This window comes from Bradyrhizobium sp. SZCCHNR1098, assembly GCF_032489375.1.
In the GTDB taxonomy this organism is placed as follows: Bacteria; Pseudomonadota; Alphaproteobacteria; order Rhizobiales; family Xanthobacteraceae; genus Bradyrhizobium.
Genome location: NZ_JAUEXY010000004.1, coordinates 57,501 through 78,108, shown reverse-complemented (window position 1 = coordinate 78,108; position 20,608 = coordinate 57,501). Strand labels below are relative to the sequence as shown.

Below are 20,608 nucleotides of genomic sequence, written 5' to 3'. Positions count from 1 at the left end.
CGGGGTGAGAGACATGACAGGCCTGACGCCGAAACCCACCTCCGCGCTGCGCACGATTGCGCCCGAAGAGCGCTCGCACGAGGTCGATCATCCGAGCTCGCTGGTCGCGCAGTTCGGTGCCGACAAGCCGCTCAGGCTCGATTGCGGCGTCGACCTGTCGCCGTTCCAGATCGCCTACCAGACCTATGGCGAGCTCAACGCCGACAAGTCGAACGCGGTCCTGGTCTGCCACGCGCTGACCGGCGACCAGCACGTCGCCAACCGTCATCCGGTCACCGGCAAGCCGGGCTGGTGGGAGACGCTGGTCGGCCCCGGCCGTCCGCTCGATCCCAGCCGCTATTTCATCATCTGCTCGAACGTGATTGGCGGCTGCATGGGCTCGACCGGCCCGGCCTCGCTGAACCCTGCGACCGGCAAGGTCTGGGGGCTCGATTTCCCGATCATCACCATCCCCGACATGGTGCGGGCGCAGGCGATGCTGATCGACCATCTCGGCATCGACACGCTGTTCGCCGTGGTCGGCGGCTCGATGGGCGGCATGCAGGCGCTGCAATGGACGGTGGCCTATCCGCAGCGCGTGTTCGCCACGCTCGCGATCGCCTGCGCGACGCGGCACTCGGCACAGAACATCGCCTTCCACGAGCTCGGCCGCCAGGCCGTCATGGCCGATCCCGACTGGGACCACGGCCGCTACGGCGACAAGGGCACTCATCCGCATCGCGGCCTCGCGGTGGCACGGATGGCCGCGCATATCACTTATCTGTCGGATGCCGCCCTGCATCGCAAGTTCGGCCGCCGCATGCAAGACCGCGAGTTGCCGACGTTCTCGTTCGACGCCGACTTCCAGGTCGAGAGCTATCTGCGCTATCAGGGCTCGTCCTTCGTCGAGCGCTTCGACGCCAACTCCTATCTCTATCTGACGCGGGCGATGGACTATTTCGACATCGCCGGCGACCACGATGGCGTGCTGGCGGCGGCGTTCCGCGGCATCAAGACGCGCTTTTGCGTGGTGTCCTTCACCAGCGACTGGCTGTTTCCGACTTCGGAGTCGCGGGCGCTGGTGCATGCGCTCAACGCGTCCAGCGCGCGCGTGTCGTTTGCCGAGATCGAGACCGACAGGGGGCACGACGCGTTCCTGCTCGACGTCCCCGAGTTCTTCGAGATCGCCAGCGCTTTTCTCGATTCCGCCGGCAAGGCGCGCGGCCTCAAGGTCGCGACGGGAGGCTGAGACATGAGCATGCAGGGTGTGCTGCCGCTGAACGGATTCTCCGGCGGCGAGGTGCTGGCCTATCGGCCCGATCATCTCCTGATCGCCGGCATGGTCGAGAGCGGCTCCAAGGTGCTCGACATCGGCTGCGGCGACGGTGACCTGCTGCAGCTGCTCGAGAGCCGCGGCATCGACGGCCGCGGCATCGAGCTGTCGCGCGAGGGCGTCAACCATTGTGTCGCCAAGGGCCTCGCGGTGGTGCAGGGCGATGCTGACACCGATCTCGTCGATTATCCCGACGATGCGTTCGACTACGTGGTCCTGTCGCAGACCCTGCAAGCGACGCGGCGGCCCAAGACGGTGCTGGAAAATCTCCTGCGCATCGGCCGCCGTGCCATCGTCACCTTCCCGAATTTCGGCTTCTGGCGGCTGCGGCTGCAGCTGCTGGTCGGCGGCCACATGCCGCGCACCGACAATCTGCCTTTCACCTGGTACGACACGCCGAACATCCATTTCTGCACCATCAAGGACTTCGTGCAGCTCTGCGACGAGATCGGCGTCAAGATGGAGCGCGCCGTCGCACTTGATAGTTACGGCCGCCCCTTGCGTGTCGCCATGCCCTGGTGGTTCTGGAACATGTTCGGCGAGCAGGGGGTGTTTCTTCTGAGCAGGGCGGAGAAGGGGCGGTAGGGAGACGGGGGGCGACCGCAGCCCCGGGGCCTTGTTGAAGTTTGTGGCCCGCTCTCTCGGCCGTCATGGCCGGGCTTGTCCCGGCCATCCACGTCTTGCAGTATGGCGAGATGGCGGGCGGCTACGTGTACTTCATGACTAATCGTCCCAACGGTGCGCTCTATGTCGGCGTGACCAGCGATCTCGTGCGCCGTGTCTTTCAGCATCGATCCGGCTTGGTTGATGGCTTCACCAGGCGGTATGGCTTGACGCGATTGGTGTACTTTGAAGTCTTCGACGACATTCAGAGCGCGATCCAACGGGAGCACAACATCACGCATTGGTCGCGCGCCTGGAAGGTTGGAATGATCCTTGCGAGCAATCCCAGCTGGGATGATCTCTACGATAGGATCACAGCTTGAGGCGCGCACGAGGACGGACGTGGATGGCCGGGACAAGCCCGGCCATGACGAGCTTGGGGTGGCGGGATTTCACTTTTCAAAGAGCCGATGGCGGTTGAGACAAGGCTGCGCATCCCCGCGGCACCTTCGCGCCCGAGCTATGCGTCATGCATCGCCTCCGATAGCGAAGAGGCGCAGGGAAGGCCGGATGCTGGCCGCACCCATGGCCCGCCTGCGGAAAAAATGCAGGCGGCAGGAACCACAGGTACGAGCCGGAACACCCGGCCTTCCCTGCGCGATGGTTGAACGGCTGCTTCGCATTCTCCTCGGTGCGCCGGGCTTTTTGGCCACCGTGTCGCGCAATGCGCTTGCGCGCATCGCGCTGGATACCAGCATCGGGGTATCAGGACCGCGCGACTTGACCGTGCGTGCCGGAATTGCTCGTCCGCGCGAGGAAGCCCCACGCGCAATCCGACACGCCCACCGCATCCCACCTCAGCGTTCGTGACGACCGCGATACGCCCCTCTTGCAGTGAGGCGGGACGGGCGGAAATCTGCGCTTGATTTGGCCGACGACGCAAGCCGCGATCGTGCGACAAACTAACACGACGGGCAGTCCGTGCATGAGGCTCATGCGCAAACTGCCCGTCGTGCAACGTCTGATGCCGTTCCTACGGCTTGCCCCGTGATCTACAGCAAGCCGACCTTGTGCATGATGTCGCGGATCTGCGCCGGACTGGGATCACCGACCGCCGGGCTGGACCACTCGCTGGTCGTCGTTGCCGGGCCCCTGGCAACCGAACCGGCTCCGTTGAGCTTGCCATTGGGCGCCTGCGGCACCAGCGTCGGAGACGTCGCGCCGCTCTGCGCCTCGCCGCGCGCCAGTCCCAGCAGGCGACGGAGAACGTCGAGCGAGGGATCGGCCGTGGGCGCGGAGGCCACGCCCGCTTCCAGGCCGAGTGCGCGCATCGCGTTCGGCAGTCCGGCTCCCGAACGGTTGGGATCGCCGAACTGCAGCGGCGTCGATGTCTCCTTCAGGATCTGGAACAGCCGCTCCACACGCCGCGCGTCGCGTGTCGCGAACTGGCCCTTGAAGTCGGGATGATGCGCCAGCACGAGCGCGGCGAGGCCGGTGACGTGCGGCGTCGCCATCGAGGTGCCGTCCCAGGCCCCGAAGCCATCCGCCGGCAGCGAGGACACGATGCCGACGCCCGGCGCGCAGACGTCGATCTCCGGCCCGAAGCAACTGAACTTCGCCGGAAAATATCCGTCGGCGCTCCGGAAGCCGTCCAACCCCTGCTGGGCGTGGAAGCTGTCCTCGGGAAACTCGCCCCATTTGCCCATCGCGGCGACCGCCAGGCAATGCGGCGTCGAGCCCGGAAACTGGACCGGCCCCGACGAGTTTCCCGCGGCGACGATACAGGCAAGGCCCATCTGCTTGGCCCGCAAGATCCGCTCCTCGATGATCTGCGACGGCTCGCCGCCGCCCAGACTCATGTTGGCGACGTCGATGCCATTCTCCATGCAGTAGTCGAGCGCCGAGACGAGATCGCTGAACCGGCCGCCCGGGAAGATCCGGCAGACATGGATTTCGGCCGCCGGAGCGAAGCCGCGAATGCCGCCGCCGGAGCCGATCGGTCCGCCGGCGATGATCCCGGCGCAATGCGAGCCGTGACCGATGGTATCGACGGTCCAACTCGCGGGATCATTGCCGACGATGCTCTTGCCGATCGTAACGCCGTGCAGATTGCGATGCGTCGGCGCGGCGCCGGAATCGATCACCGCAATCTTCACTCCCGCGCCGTTATAGGCGAGGGGCAGGCGATCGAGGCCCATCGCGCGCTGGCCCCAACCCAGCAATTGCTGGCCGGGAAATCCGCGCAGATAGGCGCCGAGCGTCTTCGCGGCGATGCGGTTCACGCTGTCGGGGGTCAGTTGCGGACGATCGAGCCAGAAGGTCCAGTAATCGACTCGCGGCTTGATCAGGATCGAGCGGATGGTGTCGGGCGTCTCGCCCTGAATCTTGAGCGTGACGCGGCCGCTGGCGTCGGTGACGCCCTGAACCGGCCACACGCTGCCGAACACGTACACTTCCACCTCCGCCAGCGGGCCGCTCTCGCCGACCACTTCGATCGTCGTCGAGAACCCGTCGGCCAAGGGAATGAGAACGCCGGGATTGGGAAGCTGATGCGGCGCCGGCATCTGGGGGACGCTCGGATCGAGCATGTAGGTGAGCGGCGCATCGCGCTCGACCGCGAGCCGTGCTCCGGCCTGGGCCTTCAGCAATTCGGCCTTGTCGGGCGCCATTCGGGCCAGCACCATCGGGCCGAGCGGTGCTTGTCCCGGGTCGGCGCTCTGAAATCCGAGCAGGCGCGGCGGCTGAATTGTCTTCACCACGTCGATGTCGGGGCTGTTTGTCAGTTGCTGGACGATGAAGTCGGCGCTGAAGGTCCCAAGCCCCATCTGCTGGCGCGGTGCCAGAATGTACTGCGCCCGCCGTTGCGAGATCGTTGCGCCGGGTTGACCCGTTGCTGGCGCCGCCGTGCCGCCGTCGCTGCGGCTGATCCCTTGTGCGGCTGGGGCTGATGCGGCGGTCACCCGTGCTGCGGCCTGCGGTGCGGCAGCGGCCTCGGCTGACGGCTGCGCCGCTCCGGGTTGTGCTCCGGTGCCGTTGACGGCCGAGCCGGCCGCATCCTTCTGATCCGAGATTTCAGGCTTGCTTCGTGCGGCCATTTGCGGGCTCCTTCATCCTCGCTCGTGACATCGTCGGGAGGCGCCGCTGAAGTCAGCCGGCGCCAAAGGGTTTCAGCGGAGCGTTCGGCTCCACCACGATCGTGCTGAAAGTCGATCGGAGGCGATCGGCCTGGCTCTTCGTCATCGACAGGATGACGACGTCAGGTGCGACCTGACCGACGCGTTTCACGCTGGGCTCGCGGCTCAAGTGATCAGCGAGCTGGCCGGACTTGACCGGCTCGCCTTGCACGATGAATTCCTGTTCTGAGTTCGGATCCGCCATGCGTCGTTCCCTCCATGTCAGGTCGGCGGTGGGCGGACTTTTCGTGCGCCCACCGCTTCACTCTCTTGGACCCGCGTTGCGATGTCGCGGGTCGTTGCTTCCAATCGGTCGTCCTAGTGCATCGTGCCGGTGGGCTGGCCGGTGCTGAAGATGCCGAGCGTGTGCCCGATGTTGAGGCCGGTCTGCGCGCCCTGTCCGATCTTCTTCAGCACGCTCCAGAAGCCCTGCAGCTCCATGTCGGTCGGCTGCGCCGCGGCCTGCTGGCCCGGCTGGCCGGCGCTGAAGATGCCGAGATTGTGGCCGACGTCGAGGCCGGTCTGGACGCCCTGGCCGATCTTCTTGAGCACGCTCCAGAAGCTCTGCAGCTCCATGTCGGTCGGCTGCGCCGCCGCAGCGGCTTGCGGACCGGTGCTGAAGATGCCGAGGTTGTGGCCGACATCGAGGCCGGTCTGGACGCCCTGACCGATCTTCTTGAGCACGCTCCAGAAGCCCTGCAGTTCCATGTCGGTCGGCTGCGCCGCGGCGGTGGCGGCTTGCGGACCGGTGCTGAAGATGCCGAGGTTGTGGCCGACATTGATGCCGGTCTGGACGCCCTGACCGATCTTCTTGAGCACGCTCCAGAAGCCCTGCAGCTCCATGTCGGTCGGCTGTGCCGCGGCGGTGGCGGCTTGCGGACCGACGCTGAAGATGCCGAGGTTGTGGCCGACGTTGAGGCCGGTCTGGGCGCCCTGTCCGATCTTCTTGAGCACGCTCCAGAAGCCCTGCAGCTCCATGTCGGTCGGCTGCGCCGCGGCGGCGGCCTGCGGATCGGTGCTGAAGATGCCGAGGTTGTGGCCGACATTGAGGCCGGTCTGGACACCCTGTCCGATCTTCTTGAGCACGCTCCAGAAGCCCTGCAACTCCATCTCCGACGGCTGCTCGGTGCCGGGGCCGACGGAGAACGGCGCGAACCCGCCCGCGATTCCGCCGATGGCGCCGCCGAAGTCCCGGCCGGTCTTGCCGCCGATCAGGCGTCCGATCGCTTGTCCGGCGAACCTGCCGAGAACGGAGCCGAAGATCCCTTCGGGATTCAGTTGACCAAAGTCCTCAGTCGATTGCTGCATGCCACTCATGTTGAGCCTCCTCGCTCGTTATCTGACCTCTGAGCGACGCGCCGCTTGACCTCATCAGGAGTAGTTGCTGCGCGACGTCGATCGAGGGCGATGTTGCGCGTGTGGCCGTGATGCAAGTGTCAAGCGGGGCGTGAAAGTGCCGTCAAAATCGATCATGTGAGGCACGCATGGAGCAAGGGTCGCGCGGATCGTCAGACGCGAAGCATGCGCCTGATTTCGCGTTGCAGGGTTTCGGTTTCGCTCTCCGGTGTGGCACCGACCTGCTTGCGCAGGACGGTGCGGCAGAAGTCATATTGACGCAGGGCGTCGGCGCGGCGACCCTGCTGTGCGTAGCAGCGCATCAGGGTGCGGTGGACGTCCTCCTGCAGCGGATCGGCGGCCAGCACGCGCAACGAGAAGGTCTTGGCGATCTCCACATGTTCCGGGCCGCCGACGTCCAGCAGGCCCGCGATGGCCCGTATCGCTCGCGTCTTCAGTCGTTGACGCTCGGCGGAGAGCCATGCCTCGAACGCGCAGGACGTCGAGCTGATGCCGTCGAGCAACTCGCCCCGGAACAGCGCGGCGGCGCGGGCCATGGTTTCCAGATCGCCGAGCTGCAGCAGCAGCTCGAACTCCTGCACGTCGGTGCTGACGGCGTTCGGATGGATGCGGATGTCGTCCCGTTCCGCCGAAATGACGTCGGCGCATTGCGGCAGCACCCGGCGCAGCGTCAACAGGGCCTGGCGAAGGTTTGCGCGCGCGTTGTCGCCGAAGCGGCCTTCCCACAGGAGTGCGGCAAGCTTGCTGCGTGAAATGCCGTGCGGAGAGGTAAGGGCGAGATAGCCCAGGAGCGTTGCAGCCTTGCGGCTTGGGATGACGACCTGCTCGCCGGAGACGCGTTTGATTTCAAGACCGCCAAAGAGATTGATACGCAGCAGACTCATTGTCTCTCTCCTCTGAATGGCGACTCGCTGCGATCGGCGTCAGCCTGCAGAAGTCGAGCTTCTCGTGCGATGAGAATGAGCGGCTGCAGCCGGATCAGGTCTGCACAGTCGTCGCCGAAGGGCGAGCCGCCACGCTGTCGTTGTCATCGTCGAAATGAGATCGGCAATGCAGTTAAGTCTGTCCGAGCAACGTTCGGTTCAATCTTGGATTGTATGACGAAGCGACACCGAGCCGGCTGAGCTTGCAGTATGCACTCCATCGGGTCCAGTCTGCGCGCAGCCGGAACCGCACGCTGTGAGCTACGGCACACTCGAGGACGGACACGCGCGTTGCGGTATCCTCTGGCCATGGTGATGAAGCACGGGATTGTTCCGATGAGATCGTTCCGCAAGGAACTTTGGTTCCAGACACCGGGCCGTCGCGCCTTCATCAACATCACGGATGATGTCGAGGCGGCGCTGAAGGAGAGCGGGGTGCGCGAGGGACTCGTGCTGGTCAACGCCATGCACATCACCGCGTCGGTCTTCATCAATGACGACGAGAGCGGGCTGCATTTCGACTACGAGCAATGGCTGGAGAAGCTGGCGCCGCACGAGCCGGTGGCGGGCTATCGCCACAACCGGACCGGCGAGGACAATGCCGACGCCCACATGAAGCGCCAGATCATGGGCCGCGAGGTCGTGGTCGCGATCACCGGCGGCAAGCTCGATTTCGGTCCGTGGGAGCAGATCTTCTACGGCGAGTTCGATGGCGGGCGGCGCAAGCGCGTGCTGATCAAGATCATCGGCGAGTAGGCGAGTCCGTCGCGACATTGGCAGGGCTTGCTCGAACAGGCCGTCATTGCGAGGAGCGCAAGCGACGAAGCAATCCAGGGCCACGACGGTAGCTTGTCTGCGTAGCCCTGGATCGCTTCGCTGGCGCTCGCGATGACGGAGGAGGTAGCCGTAGCCTCAGCTGTCATGCCCGCGCAGGCTGGCATCCAGTACGTCGTGGCCTCTCGGGCGATCCCACTGCCATCTCGCAACACTGGATCGCCGCGCCGCGCGCGCTTGGCCTGATCGTCACGGCAGAGTCCGATTCGTGCTGGACGTGATCGTCGCTGGAATGGGCAAAGCCGGCTCGAAGCAGCCTGGCCCGCTGCGCCTTGCGTGTCGAGCAAAGCGGCAACGCTTCGGCTGCGCAACTATCCCGCCATCGACCGCGGATCCCGTGGCCCCCATCGCCCGGCCTCGACCAGCGCGATGAAGCGCTCGACCGCTTCGTTGAACAGCACCGGCTCCTCCAGGTTCAGCACGTGGCCGGACTTGGGGAAGAAGGTCAGGCCCGAGGCCGCCAGATGCTGCTTGAGGAACAGGCTCGGCGCGATGCAGGCGTCGTCCTCGTCGCCGCAGATGATGAGGGCCGGCGTCGGCACGCCGCGGATGGCGTCGGTCATTGTAAAGATCGAGGGCCGGCCACCCTGGAAACCGCGCATGGTGTTGGCTGAGCCGCGCGCGTCATGGCGGGCGAGGGCGGCGTAGAAGTCGGCGTGGCCGCGCGGGTCCTTGACCAGGAAGGGAATGCGGCCGGGCGCCTCGCGCGTCACCTTGGCGGTCTCGGCTGAGCCCAGGGTCTCGAACTGCTCGGCGGTCGCGCGGCACTGGGCGCGGAAAGCGTCGAGCAGCGTGAGGTCGGAGCCTGAGCCGACCCCGGCCAGCACCATCGAGCGGATGCGCCCGGGCGCGTTCAGCGCCACCTGCAGCGAGGAATAGGAGCCCATCGACAGGCCGACGAAATGGGCGCTGGCGATGCCGAGATGGTCCAGCACCGCCAGCGCGTCGGTGTAGAAGTGCACGTAGCTGTAGACGTCGGGCGCGGCCGGCACGTCCGAGGGCGTGTAGCCGCGCGCGGCGTAGGCGATGCAGCGGTGGCGCCGCGCGAAGTAGCGCAACTGCGGCTCCCAATTGGTGTGGTCGGCGGCGAACTCGTGCAGGAAGATGAGCGGCGTGCCCGCGCCGACCTCTTCGAAATAGAGGCGAACGCCGTCTTTCGCCGTTGCGTGGGGCATCGTCAGCTCCTCCCGTGTCACGTGTTGCATGATGACGAGTCGCGCGACACGCGACAATGGTCGGGCCAGTGCCTTGTTTTCGCCGCGACATAGACTCGGAATCACCCTCTCGTCGCCAGCCTTTCGCCGTCGATGGTCATGGTTTCGTCACACCGCAACATTTTACGGACCGCCGCTGGCGGCTTGCAGAGGGGCCGCGCTGAGGGACCAGGGGGTGCCAAGTCAGGTACTGGGGGAAGTAACAGAAGGATTGAGTATGGTTGTGTCTACCCTTCGCCGGTCGCTTCACATCGTTGCGTTGACCATGTGCTCGGCAGTCGTCGCCGTCACCGCAACACCGGCTTCGGCCCGTCCGCATCACGGCTCCGGGCATCATGCCCACCGCAGCCACGGCGGCCATCACTACGCGAGGCATCATCACCACTGGCGCTCCGTCGCCCGGCTGTCGCGCTGGGAGCGCGGCGTGGCGCGGGTGGAGGTGAGCGGCATTGCCGACGCGCAGGCCAGCGTCATGATGCCGGGCACGGCGTCCGACGGCATGGCGTCGTCCGGCGGCTTCGGCGGCGGCAGCAGCGTCGTCTCCGCGGCGCGCAGCTACATCGGCAGCGGCAACCCGACCGGCCGGCGCAGCCTGTGGTGCGCCCGTTTCATGAACATGGTGCTGGAGCGGACCGGCCATCGCGGCACCGGCTCCGACATGGCGCGCTCGTTCGCGAGCTATGGCCAGCGCGTCTCCGGCCCGCAGGTCGGCGCGATCGCGGTCATGAGCCGCCGTGGCGGCGGACATGTCGGCGTGGTCTCGGGCGTCGATGCTCAGGGCAACCCGATCGTCATCTCCGGCAACAACGGCAACCGCGTGCGCGAGACCGCGGTGTCGCGCGGCCGGGTGTATGCGTATGTGATGCCGAACTGACCAATCTCGAACTAATGAATCGAGCCGTCGAGGCTCGCTCGGTGTGCGCCTCCCCCGCTTGCGGGGGAGGTCGCATCGCATCGAAGATGCGATGCGGGTGGGGGAAGTCCCTCCACACGAAGATTTTCGGGTGGGGCGGCCCCCACCCCCAACCCTCCCCCGCAAGCGGGAGAGGGGCGCGCCGCCGATGCGGCCAGCGCTCGAACTACACCAGCCGCGGCTGCTCCACGGCGAGTTCGTCGCCAACGGCGATATCACCGGCTTCGATCACCTCGGCATAGATGCCGCATTCATTGTTGCCGCGCCGGGTCATCAGCGCGGGCGGGATGTCGAGGTTTCGGGCGGCGGTGTCCGGGTCGACGTTGACGGCGGCGCAGCGGGTCGTGGCCTTGACGACCTTGAGCCGCGCCGCGCCGATGCACAGCGTTTCGCCTAACAGCTCTGTCTCGCGCCAGGCCGGCCAGCCGGTGACGTAGACGTTGGCGCGGAAGCGCAGCGGATGCACGGGAGCGCCGACCAGCTTCTCGAGCTCGGCGAGAGAGGCGAGGTTGATGATCGAGACCACCTTGCGCGCCAGGTCCGTGAAACTGTAGCCGCCGCCCGACAGCAGCTTTGGTGGCCCGCGCAGCTCGTCGGCGAACTCGCCTGCGAAAAAGCGCTCGATCGCCGCGCGGCCTTCGGGGCTCTCGAGATCGCCTTGCACGACGACGGCGTCGTCCTTGCGGATGGTGAGGACATTCGTTGCGTCGTCGAAGATGGTCTTGAAGCCGGCGAGGCGCTCGTTGCGCATCAGCATGAGATACGCCGTCTTCGGCCGCCAAACCGGAGCGTCCGGATCGAACCCGCTGGGGCCGTTCTCCAAGGCGTAGCGGCGGTCGGCCGGCAAGGTCTGGCCGATCCGCAAAGGTGCCGTCTGCAATGGTTCCGGGGTAAGGCCCTTGACCGGATAGCGGTACAGGCCGGCGATGCGCGCGGGAGGGGTCTGGCTCATGCCGCCTCATAGGAGATTCCCATGGCCGCGGCCAGGGCACACGAATTTGTGAAACGGCCTCTTCCGTTTTTGGCCCGCCTTCCCACATTTCAGCTCAAGCCGGGCGCAAGCCGGCGACGTCAGGGGTGCGGCGTTGATGGACGTCAACGTGCGCGGTCCGAAACCCAATGAAGATGCTGAAATCGTGCCTTCGGGGCGTCACAGCAGGCTGAGGGAAATATCATGAATATCGAAAAATATACCGAGCGCGCCCGGGGCTTCATCCAATCGGCGCAATCGCTGGCCGTGCGCGACGGCCATCAGCAATTCTCGCCGCTGCATCTGCTGAAAGTCCTGCTCGACGACGGCGAGGGACTTGCGGGCGGTCTCATCGACCGCGCCGGCGGCAATTCGCGCGCGATCCTGAAAGCGACCGAGGATGCGCTGGGCAAGCTGCCGAAGGTGTCGGGCAGCGGCGCCGGACAGGTCTATCTGTCGCCCGAGCTGGCGCGCGCCTTCGACGCGGCGGAGAAGGCGGCCGAGAAGGCCGGCGATAGTTTTGTCACGGTCGAGCGGCTGCTGCTCGGGCTGACGCTGGAGAAGAACAGCGAAGCAGGCGGCATCCTCGCCAAGGGCGGCGTCACCGCGCAGAACCTCAACGCGGCGATCGAATCCCTGCGCAAGGGCCGCACCGCCGACTCGGCGACCGCCGAGAATGCGTATGATGCGCTGAAGAAATATGCCCGCGACCTGACCCAGGCGGCGCGCGACGGCAAGCTCGATCCGGTGATCGGCCGCGACGAGGAGATCCGCCGTACGATTCAAGTTCTGTCCCGGCGCACCAAGAACAATCCCGTACTGATCGGCGAGCCCGGCGTCGGCAAGACCGCGATCGTCGAGGGCCTCGCGCTGCGCATCGTCAATGGCGACGTGCCGGAGAGCCTGAAGGACAAGCGGCTGTTGTCGCTCGATCTCGGCTCCCTGATCGCGGGCGCGAAATATCGCGGCGAGTTCGAGGAGCGGCTGAAGGCCGTGCTGCAGGAGGTCACGTCGGCCGAAGGCACCTTCGTGCTGTTCATCGACGAGATGCATACCCTGATCGGCGCCGGCAAGGCCGACGGCGCGATGGATGCGTCGAACCTGCTGAAGCCCGCGCTCGCTCGCGGCGAGCTGCACTGCATCGGCGCGACCACGCTCGACGAGTATCAGAAGCATGTCGAGAAGGACGCCGCGCTGGCGCGGCGCTTCCAGCCAGTCTACGTCACCGAGCCGACGGTCGAGGACACCATCTCGATCCTGCGCGGATTGAAGGACAAATACGAGCAGCATCACGGCGTGCGCATCACCGATTCCGCGCTGGTGGCCTCGGCGACGCTGTCGAACCGCTACATCACCGACCGCTTCCTGCCCGACAAGGCCATCGACCTGATGGACGAGGCGGGCGCGCGGCTGAAGATGCAGGTCGATTCCAAGCCGGAAGAGCTGGATTCGATGGATCGCGAGATCATCCGGCTCAAGATCGAGCAGGAAGCGCTGAAGAAGGAGACCGATCCGGGGTCCAAGAGCCGGCTGCTGACCTTGGAAAAGGAGCTCGCCGATCTCTCGGAGAAGTCGGCTGGCCTGACTGCGCGCTGGAGCGCGGAGAAGGACAAGCTGTCGAACGCGCAGAAGCTCAAGAGCGAGCTCGACGGTCTGCGCATCGAGCTCGCCAACGCGCAGCGCCGCGGCGAGTATCAGAAGGCGGGTGAGCTCGCCTATGGCCGCATTCCGGAGCTGGAGAAGCAGTTGGCCGACATCGAGGCCAAGGAGAATGCTGGCGAGATGATGGAGGAGGCGGTCACCGCCAACCACATCGCGCAGGTGGTCTCGCGCTGGACCGGCGTGCCGGTGGACAAGATGCTCGAGGGCGAGAAGGACAAGCTCCTGCGCATGGAGGATTCTCTCGGCAAGCGCGTCGTCGGCCAGTTCGAGGCCGTGCATGCGGTCGCGACCGCCGTGCGGCGCTCGCGCGCCGGCCTGCAGGACCCGAACCGACCGATGGGCTCGTTCATGTTCTTGGGCCCCACCGGTGTCGGCAAGACCGAGCTGACCAAGGCGCTCGCCGAGTATCTGTTCAACGACGAGACCGCGATGGTCCGGCTCGACATGTCCGAGTACATGGAGAAGCACTCGGTGTCGCGGCTGATCGGCGCGCCTCCCGGCTATGTCGGCTATGACGAGGGCGGAGCGCTGACAGAGGCCGTGCGGCGCCGGCCGTACCAGGTCGTCTTGTTCGACGAGATCGAGAAGGCGCATCCGGATGTCTTCAACGTGCTGCTGCAGGTGCTCGACGACGGCCGCCTGACCGACGGCCAGGGCCGCACCGTCGACTTCCGCAACACGCTGATCATCATGACCAGCAATCTCGGCTCCGAGTTCCTGGTCAATCAGCCGGAGGGCGAGGATACGTCGGAGGTTCGCGAGCTGGTGATGGGCACGGTGCGCGGGCATTTCCGGCCCGAGTTCCTCAACCGCGTCGACGAGATCATCCTGTTCCACCGCTTGCAGAAGAGCGAGATGGGGCGGATCGTCGAGATCCAGTTCACACGGCTCCAGAAGCTGCTGGAGGAGCGCAAGATCACCTTGTCGCTGGATGGCGACGCGCGCGACTGGCTCGCCGCCAAGGGCTGGGATCCGGCCTATGGCGCACGTCCCTTGAAGCGGGTGATCCAGCGCAGCGTGCAGGATCCGCTCGCCGAGATGATCCTCGCCGGCGATGTCAAGGACGGCGACAAGGTCGCCATCTCATCGGAAGGCAATGTGCTGACCTTCAACGGCAAGGCGCATCGCACCGCCGAGATCGCGACGTTCGAGGCGCCGATCCCGAAGCGCAAGCTGAACTGAAGCGGCGCTGCGCCGAATGCAAGCAAAGGCGGCCCGCGCTGAGCGATCAGCGCGGGCCGCTTGCGTCGGCAAAAAGACTTCCTTGGGTTGAACGGGCCAGCCCGGCGAGGCCGGGCTTTTAGCGGCTGACCTGGATCGGGCCGGCGTCGGAGATGCGCGAGGCACCGGCACCGCGGCTGGTCATCATCTGGTCGACGCGATCGCGCTCCTTCTCGAAGCTGGCCATGATCTGGCCTTCGAGCGACCGGCCGCGCGGCAGCTTCACGCGCATCGGGTCGACGAAGCGGCCGTTGACCAGGATCTCATAGTGGACGTGCGGGCCGGTCGACATGCCGGTCGAGCCGACGAAACCGACGACCTGGCCCTGGCGCACGCGCTTGCCGGGCTCCATGCCCTTGGCAAACGCCGACAAGTGGCCATAGGCCGTCTCGTAGCCGTTGTTGTGCTTGATGCGGATGTATTTGCCGTAACCGCCTTCGGTGCCGACCTTCTCGAGAACGCCGTTGCCGGAGGCGAAGATCGGGGTGCCGTAGGCGGTGGCCCAGTCGACGCCGGTGTGCATCTTCACATAGCCGAGGATCGGATGGCGGCGGCCGCCGAAGCCGGAGCGCATGATCGCGTTGTTGACCGGCTTGCGCACCAGGAACTTCTTCGCGCTCTTCCCGGTCTCGTCGTAATAGTCGACGACGCTGTCGTCGGGGGTCTGGAACCGGTAGTATTTCTTGGTCTCGCCGCCGACCGTCAGCGCAGCGAACAGCACCTCGGTCTTGTCGTTGTTGCCGGGCTTGTCGTCATCGTCGCCGGCATAGAAGACGTCGAACGAATCGCCCGGCTGCACCTTGCGCTGGAAGTCGACGTCGTAGGAATAGATCCGGACCATGTCCTCGATGACCGGCGTGGGCACCTTGTTGCGCATCGCCGTCTCGTAGATGCTCTGATAGAGGCGGACACCGGTGCCGTCATCCTCCTCGTCATTGGTGTTGTCGGCGGTCTCGGTGACCGTGTTCATGCTCTGCGCGTCCACGGCGACGTATCGTCCGAGGTCCGACAGCGCGGCCACCGCCTCGATCATGGTGTCGTTGGCGATGATGACCCGGAATGGCTGCAGCCGGGCGCCGGGGGCAGGGCCGGACGGCGCCATCAGGATACGGAGCTTCTCGCCTTCCTTCAGCCCGCCGTCACGGCCGCGTGGGCCGAGCTGGGCGGCAATCGCCCTGGCCTCGTCGGGCGTCGCGCCCTGGTCGCGCAGGATCGAGGTGACGGTATCGCCCTTCTTGACCAGGTGGACACGCTCGCCGAGCGGATTGCCGCCGGTGATCTGGTCCTTGGTCTTGGGGAGCAAGGTGACATTTTCCGGCACCACCCGGGTCTCGAAGCCGGCGTAAGGATCTGGCGAGGTGCCGTCATTGGCGTAGGACAGTTTCAGGTCGCCGCCTTGGACGGCCTGTGCACCGGCCGCGTCAGCGGCGGCATTGGCGAGCGAGGCGTAGCGGACGCCGCCATTGTTGCCGCGCCAGTTCGCCGCATCGCGAACCCGCATGACGATTTCGTCGAGCGCCACCGAGGTCGCGATCTTCGCCTTGGGGAGCACCGCGGCGAGATCCTTGGTCACGAACGAGACTTCGGCATCGGGCTCGACGGCCTCCGGATTGTTCGGATCCTCGCCGGACCCGGTCTTGTCGTTGTCGGTGTCGCTCAGCAGGCGCTGGGCGTTGAACGGCGGGATCTTGGCGGAAAGATCGCTCGTCGTCATCGACAGGTTGCCCGAGATCCGGACATAGGGACGGACCCGGATCAGCTCGCGCGATCCGGCGCGGGTCACGGTCGAGATGCGCACCACATTGCGCGCCGCCGCCGCTTCGCTCGGCGGCGGCAGGCGATCGCTCTTGCGCAGGGTGGCAACGCGGTCATTGGCGCCGAAGGCGCCGCGCAGCGCGCTCTCCATCCGCTCCGGCATGCGAGCGAAGGTCATTTCGCCGTCGAGCGACGCAAAAACGGCGCCGCCGATCAGGGCTGCGCCGCATAGACCAGTCAGAATCGTACCGGAGAACCATTGCACGGAGACGCGGCGGCGATCGATCACCGCGGCCTCGGAGCCATCGACCGATAGCGGCGGCTCATGACCGAGATCGATCATGCCGACCTCGCGTCCATACCCCCCGCGTGACGTCCGATGGTTCAACCTTCGTCCCCCAAGTTCAAAGTCAGCGCCGAAATCACTCAGCTGCCGGTCGGCTTAACGTCCAAGACAAACGGCTCGGAATGATGGCGCGCTTCTGACGGTTCGAGACTCTCTGGCCCGAAAGCCGGAATCCGCGAACCGCTATTGTTCTTCAGGATCTCTCGATGTCGTCTCGGCCGTATGAGTCAGGCGAAGGGCTCGCCACTTCCTTGATCTGGATCATCCTTGAATCGATGGCGGTCCCCGCTGGACCCAAATCAACCCAGGTCGATGCTTAACAAATCGTCGCAGGATTGTGGCCCAAGTGGGGCACGAAGTCCGCAAGAAGTCTGGGTTCTCTGGCCGTCCCGGAAAAAATGATTCGATGCGACGATTTGTTGACATTGGGCGTTGACACCCCGATCGGACCCCCCTATAAGCACGGTCACTGAGCGCGGCGCCGCTTCGGGACACACCGAGGCGAGCATTCGCGCCAATATTGCTCCTCACTTCTGTTGAGTGATGCACAACCGGTAGAACCCGGTTGCTCATCGACGTCGGAAAAGGTTGGGCGACCCCTCCATTCGAGGGTGGGACTGAGGTCCCGGGCTGTTTGACAAGTGAAGATGAAGAAAGAGAAACGTGGACGGCGGAGTCCTTGCGGGTCTCGGGATTGAAGGCTTCGGCTTTTGGTTCTGGGATCGGACGAGAAGACTTCGGCGGACAATGTTTCAAAGGTAACACCATGGTTTTCGCGCTGTGAAGCGTGGAGATCGATTGGTGGGACCTCGTCAAACGTTGTGATCAGCCGGTTCAAAGCTTCAAGTTCAACTTGAGAGTTTGATCCTGGCTCAGAGCGAACGCTGGCGGCAGGCTTAACACATGCAAGTCGAGCGGGCGTAGCAATACGTCAGCGGCAGACGGGTGAGTAACGCGTGGGAACGTACCTTTTGGTTCGGAACAACACAGGGAAACTTGTGCTAATACCGGATAAGCCCTTACGGGGAAAGATTTATCGCCGAAAGATCGGCCCGCGTCTGATTAGCTAGTTGGTGGGGTAATGGCCCACCAAGGCGACGATCAGTAGCTGGTCTGAGAGGATGATCAGCCACATTGGGACTGAGACACGGCCCAAACTCCTACGGGAGGCAGCAGTGGGGAATATTGGACAATGGGGGCAACCCTGATCCAGCCATGCCGCGTGAGTGATGAAGGCCCTAGGGTTGTAAAGCTCTTTTGTGCGGGAAGATAATGACGGTACCGCAAGAATAAGCCCCGGCTAACTTCGTGCCAGCAGCCGCGGTAATACGAAGGGGGCTAGCGTTGCTCGGAATCACTGGGCGTAAAGGGTGCGTAGGCGGGTCTTTAAGTCAGGGGTGAAATCCTGGAGCTCAACTCCAGAACTGCCTTTGATACTGAAGATCTTGAGTTCGGGAGAGGTGAGTGGAACTGCGAGTGTAGAGGTGAAATTCGTAGATATTCGCAAGAACACCAGTGGCGAAGGCGGCTCACTGGCCCGATACTGACGCTGAGGCACGAAAGCGTGGGGAGCAAACAGGATTAGATACCCTGGTAGTCCACGCCGTAAACGATGAATGCCAGCCGTTGGTGGGTTTACTCACCAGTGGCGCAGCTAACGCTTTAAGCATTCCGCCTGGGGAGTACGGTCGCAAGATTAAAACTCAAAGGAATTGACGGGGGCCCGCACAAGCGGTGGAGCATGTGGTTTAATTCGACGCAACGCGCAGAACCTTACCAGCCCTTGACATGTTTGGGACCGGTCGCAGAGATGTGACCTTCTCTTCGGAGCCCGAAACACAGGTGCTGCATGGCTGTCGTCAGCTCGTGTCGTGAGATGTTGGGTTAAGTCCCGCAACGAGCGCAACCCCCGTCCTTAGTTGCTACCATTTAGTTGAGCACTCTAAGGAGACTGCCGGTGATAAGCCGCGAGGAAGGTGGGGATGACGTCAAGTCCTCATGGCCCTTACGGGCTGGGCTACACACGTGCTACAATGGCGGTGACAGTGGGAAGCTAAGGGGCAACCCTTCGCAAATCTCAAAAAGCCGTCTCAGTTCGGATTGGGCTCTGCAACTCGAGCCCATGAAGTTGGAATCGCTAGTAATCGTGGATCAGCACGCCACGGTGAATACGTTCCCGGGCCTTGTACACACCGCCCGTCACACCATGGGAGTTGGCTTTACCTGAAGGCGGTGCGCTAACCAGCAATGGAGGCAGCCGACCACGGTAGGGTCAGCGACTGGGGTGAAGTCGTAACAAGGTAGCCGTAGGGGAACCTGCGGCTGGATCACCTCCTTTCTAAGGATGGCTCTTCAGCAAGGTCAGATCTTCGGGTCTGTCGCTTCTATCGAGCTGTTTTAGAAACATCAGGGGCCACCGAGACCGCCAGGTCTTGCGTGAGCTCCATTGGCGGGATTTCGCCGTCTTCGTTTCTCTTTCTTCGCGGACGAACACGCTGCCTGGGGCTTGGCGCTGTGCATCATCATGGCGCTGGTAGCGCCTGGTGATTGACCTTCTCGAGCCTCCCAAGCGTTAGGGCTTGTAGCTCAGTTGGTTAGAGCGCGCGCTTGATAAGCGTGAGGTCGGAAGTTCAAGTCTTCCCAGGCCCACCAGCCTTCGCGCCTGCCGGCGCTTCGGCTCGGCAGGCCAGAAGATGCGCGAAGGCTGTCGCGCCGTAGCCCGAAGGGCGAAGGCGGACTGGTCAACGCGAACTTCGGCCGGCCAATCGTCTCGACGATCGCGCTGCTTGGCATTCGTCTTTCCGGTTATGGGGCCTTAGCTCAGCTGGGAGAGCGCGTGCTTTGCAAGCATGAGGTCGTCGGTTCGATCCCGACAGGCTCCACCAGCCTTCGCGCCTGCGGCGCTTCGGCTCGGCAAGCCATCTGATCGCGAAGGCTGTCGCGCCGGAGCTCGTAAGAGCGGAGGCGGACTTTGCGCCTGACCGACAAACAATTCGTCCGCGAGACAACACTTCGCATCTTCTGGTCCTCACCGGGATTACAGAAGACTGCGTGTTATCTGACATCGTGAAGAGGAGATCGATCCGAGTAGGGTCGTGCAATGAAATGCCACCGCGCAAGCGGTCCGCGTTTCGACTTTGCACCGACGCCTTCACTATCTCCGGGTCATTTCGGCGCAGGCTGGAAGCTGTGAAGCATCCGGTCTGTTGTAAATGACTCTGTTAGCTGCGCTTGACCGCACGGCTATCGGTTCGATCTTAAGAAGCAAGCTGGTCTTTCTAATCATTGTCCGCGCTGCTCCAACGCTTGTCCCTCGGGACTTGTGGGAGCGGTGAACATTCTGCCGAGTGTGTGGACATTGATAATGAGAGCAATCAAGTGCCTTAAGGGTGTTCGGTGGATGCCTTGGCGCTGAGAGGCGATGAAGGACGTGCTACGCTGCGATAAGCCGTGGGGAGCTGCGAAGAAGCTTTGATCCGCGGATTTCCGAATGGGGAAACCCACCTTCGATAGCCGGAACTCCAAGACCTCCGGGTTTTGGTGTTCGATCAGGAGACTGTGACGATCCCGAGCCGTGAGGTTTTGGATTTCCGGTTATCAAGAGAAGGTATGAGACTTCTGAATCCATAGGAGGTTTCAAGCGAACCCAGGGAACTGAAACATCTAAGTACCTGGAGGAAAGGACATCAACCGAGACTCCGCTAGTAGTGGCGAGCGAACGCGGACCAGGCCAGTCATGAATGCAAGCCAACCAGAACCTGTCAGGAAAGCAGGGCCTCAGAGGGTGATAGCCCCGTATGGGTAATGCAAGCATTCATGCTCGAGTAAGGCGGGACACGTGAAATCCTGTCTGAACATGGGGGGACCACCCTCCAAGCCTAAGTACTCCTCAGCGACCGATAGTGAACCAGTACCGTGAGGGAAAGGTGAAAAGCACCCCGACGAGGGGAGTGAAATAGACCTGAAACCGGACACCTACAAACAGACGGAGCCCAAGATGCGTTCTGGGTGACGTCGTACCTTTTGTATTATGGGCCAGCGACTTAATTTAACGAGCAAGCTTAAGCCGATAGGCGTAGGCGTAGCGAAAGCGAGTCTGAATAGGGCGTCAAGTTCGTTGTATTAGACCCGAAACCTAGTGATCTAGCCATGAGCAGGTTGAAGGTGAGGTAACACTCACTGGAGGACCGAACGGGTGCCTGTTGAAAAAGGCTCCGATGACTTGTGGTTAGGGGTGAAAGGCCAATCAAACTGGGAAATAGCTGGTTCTCCGCGAAAGATATTTAGGTATCGCCTCGGACGAATACCTCAGGGGGTAGAGCACTG

At 63.9% G+C, this 20,608-nt stretch carries 13 protein-coding genes, 2 tRNA genes and 2 rRNA genes (1 of these 17 running past the window's edge); 10 read left to right on the top strand and 7 right to left on the bottom strand.

Features of this window, described 5'->3' with window-relative positions:
* Positions 1–13 precede the first annotated feature (13 nt).
* The 3 genes from QX135_RS10755 to QX135_RS10745 all read left to right on the top strand — a co-directional run bounded on the left by QX135_RS10755 (position 14) and on the right by QX135_RS10745 (position 2,298).
* Positions 14–1,228 carry a homoserine O-acetyltransferase gene (locus QX135_RS10755; protein WP_315736240.1) on the top strand — a complete coding sequence of 405 codons (1,215 nt, stop codon included), beginning with the start codon at positions 14–16 and terminating at the stop codon, positions 1,226–1,228.
* Positions 1,229–1,231: 3 nt separating this feature from the next.
* Positions 1,232–1,897 (top strand): methionine biosynthesis protein MetW, encoded by a 666-nt coding sequence (metW, locus tag QX135_RS10750; protein WP_315736241.1) that lies wholly within the window; start codon positions 1,232–1,234, stop codon positions 1,895–1,897.
* A gap of 65 nt (positions 1,898–1,962) precedes the next feature.
* Positions 1,963–2,298 carry a GIY-YIG nuclease family protein gene (locus QX135_RS10745; protein ID WP_316179598.1) on the top strand — a complete coding sequence of 112 codons (336 nt, stop codon included), beginning with the start codon at positions 1,963–1,965 and terminating at the stop codon, positions 2,296–2,298.
* 669 nt (positions 2,299–2,967) lie between these two features.
* Here QX135_RS10745 and QX135_RS10740 read toward each other — a convergent pair.
* The 4 genes from QX135_RS10740 to QX135_RS10725 form a co-directional block, all read right to left on the bottom strand.
* Complete coding sequence (locus QX135_RS10740) at positions 2,968–5,010, bottom strand: S8 family serine peptidase (RefSeq protein WP_316179600.1); 2,043 nt, start codon at positions 5,008–5,010, stop codon at positions 2,968–2,970.
* Between the two features lie 52 nt (positions 5,011–5,062).
* Positions 5,063–5,293, bottom strand: coding sequence for a hypothetical protein (locus QX135_RS10735; protein ID WP_315736244.1), 231 nt, complete (start codon positions 5,291–5,293; stop codon positions 5,063–5,065).
* Positions 5,294–5,406: 113 nt separating this feature from the next.
* Positions 5,407–6,405, bottom strand: coding sequence for a hypothetical protein (locus QX135_RS10730; RefSeq protein ID WP_316179602.1), 999 nt, complete (start codon positions 6,403–6,405; stop codon positions 5,407–5,409).
* Positions 6,406–6,596: 191 nt separating this feature from the next.
* The gene (locus QX135_RS10725) at positions 6,597–7,328 is read right to left on the bottom strand and encodes a BTAD domain-containing putative transcriptional regulator (protein ID WP_315755972.1); all 732 of its coding nucleotides are present in this window, start codon (positions 7,326–7,328) and stop codon (positions 6,597–6,599) included.
* Positions 7,329–7,703: 375 nt separating this feature from the next.
* Between QX135_RS10725 and QX135_RS10720 the strand changes: the two genes are divergently transcribed.
* Positions 7,704–8,123 carry a secondary thiamine-phosphate synthase enzyme YjbQ gene (locus tag QX135_RS10720; protein ID WP_315795638.1) on the top strand — a complete coding sequence of 140 codons (420 nt, stop codon included), beginning with the start codon at positions 7,704–7,706 and terminating at the stop codon, positions 8,121–8,123.
* Between the two features lie 389 nt (positions 8,124–8,512).
* Here QX135_RS10720 and QX135_RS10715 read toward each other — a convergent pair whose 3' ends face one another.
* Positions 8,513–9,376, bottom strand: a complete 864-nt coding sequence (locus QX135_RS10715) for an alpha/beta hydrolase (RefSeq protein ID WP_316179607.1) — start codon at positions 9,374–9,376, stop codon at positions 8,513–8,515.
* A gap of 256 nt (positions 9,377–9,632) precedes the next feature.
* Between QX135_RS10715 and QX135_RS10710 the strand changes: the two genes are divergently transcribed.
* Positions 9,633–10,289: a TIGR02594 family protein gene (locus tag QX135_RS10710; protein ID WP_410052040.1), complete on the top strand. Its 657-nt coding sequence runs from the start codon at positions 9,633–9,635 to the stop codon at positions 10,287–10,289.
* A 205-nt stretch (positions 10,290–10,494) separates the two neighbouring features.
* Here QX135_RS10710 and QX135_RS10705 read toward each other — a convergent pair whose 3' ends face one another.
* Positions 10,495–11,280, bottom strand: coding sequence for an MOSC domain-containing protein (locus QX135_RS10705; RefSeq protein ID WP_316179611.1), 786 nt, complete (start codon positions 11,278–11,280; stop codon positions 10,495–10,497).
* A gap of 222 nt (positions 11,281–11,502) precedes the next feature.
* On the opposite strand from QX135_RS10705, the gene clpB reads away from it, so the two are divergent.
* On the top strand, positions 11,503–14,142 hold the full coding sequence (clpB, locus tag QX135_RS10700) for an ATP-dependent chaperone ClpB (RefSeq protein ID WP_315736251.1): 2,640 nt from the start codon (positions 11,503–11,505) through the stop codon (positions 14,140–14,142).
* A 118-nt stretch (positions 14,143–14,260) separates the two neighbouring features.
* On the opposite strand, the gene QX135_RS10695 is transcribed toward clpB, so the two are convergent.
* Positions 14,261–16,324 carry a M23 family metallopeptidase gene (locus QX135_RS10695; RefSeq protein ID WP_315736252.1) on the bottom strand — a complete coding sequence of 688 codons (2,064 nt, stop codon included), beginning with the start codon at positions 16,322–16,324 and terminating at the stop codon, positions 14,261–14,263.
* Between the two features lie 807 nt (positions 16,325–17,131).
* Here QX135_RS10695 and QX135_RS10690 point away from each other — a divergent pair.
* The 4 genes from QX135_RS10690 to QX135_RS10675 form a co-directional block, all read left to right on the top strand.
* Positions 17,132–18,620, top strand: a 16S ribosomal RNA gene (locus tag QX135_RS10690).
* 237 nt (positions 18,621–18,857) lie between these two features.
* Positions 18,858–18,934 (top strand) — tRNA-Ile (locus QX135_RS10685).
* Between the two features lie 157 nt (positions 18,935–19,091).
* Positions 19,092–19,167 (top strand) — tRNA-Ala (locus QX135_RS10680).
* A 487-nt stretch (positions 19,168–19,654) separates the two neighbouring features.
* Positions 19,655–20,608 (top strand): 23S ribosomal RNA (locus tag QX135_RS10675) (it continues 1,891 nt past the right edge of the window).
* The 16S and 23S rRNA genes sit together here with 2 tRNA genes alongside, the layout of an rRNA operon.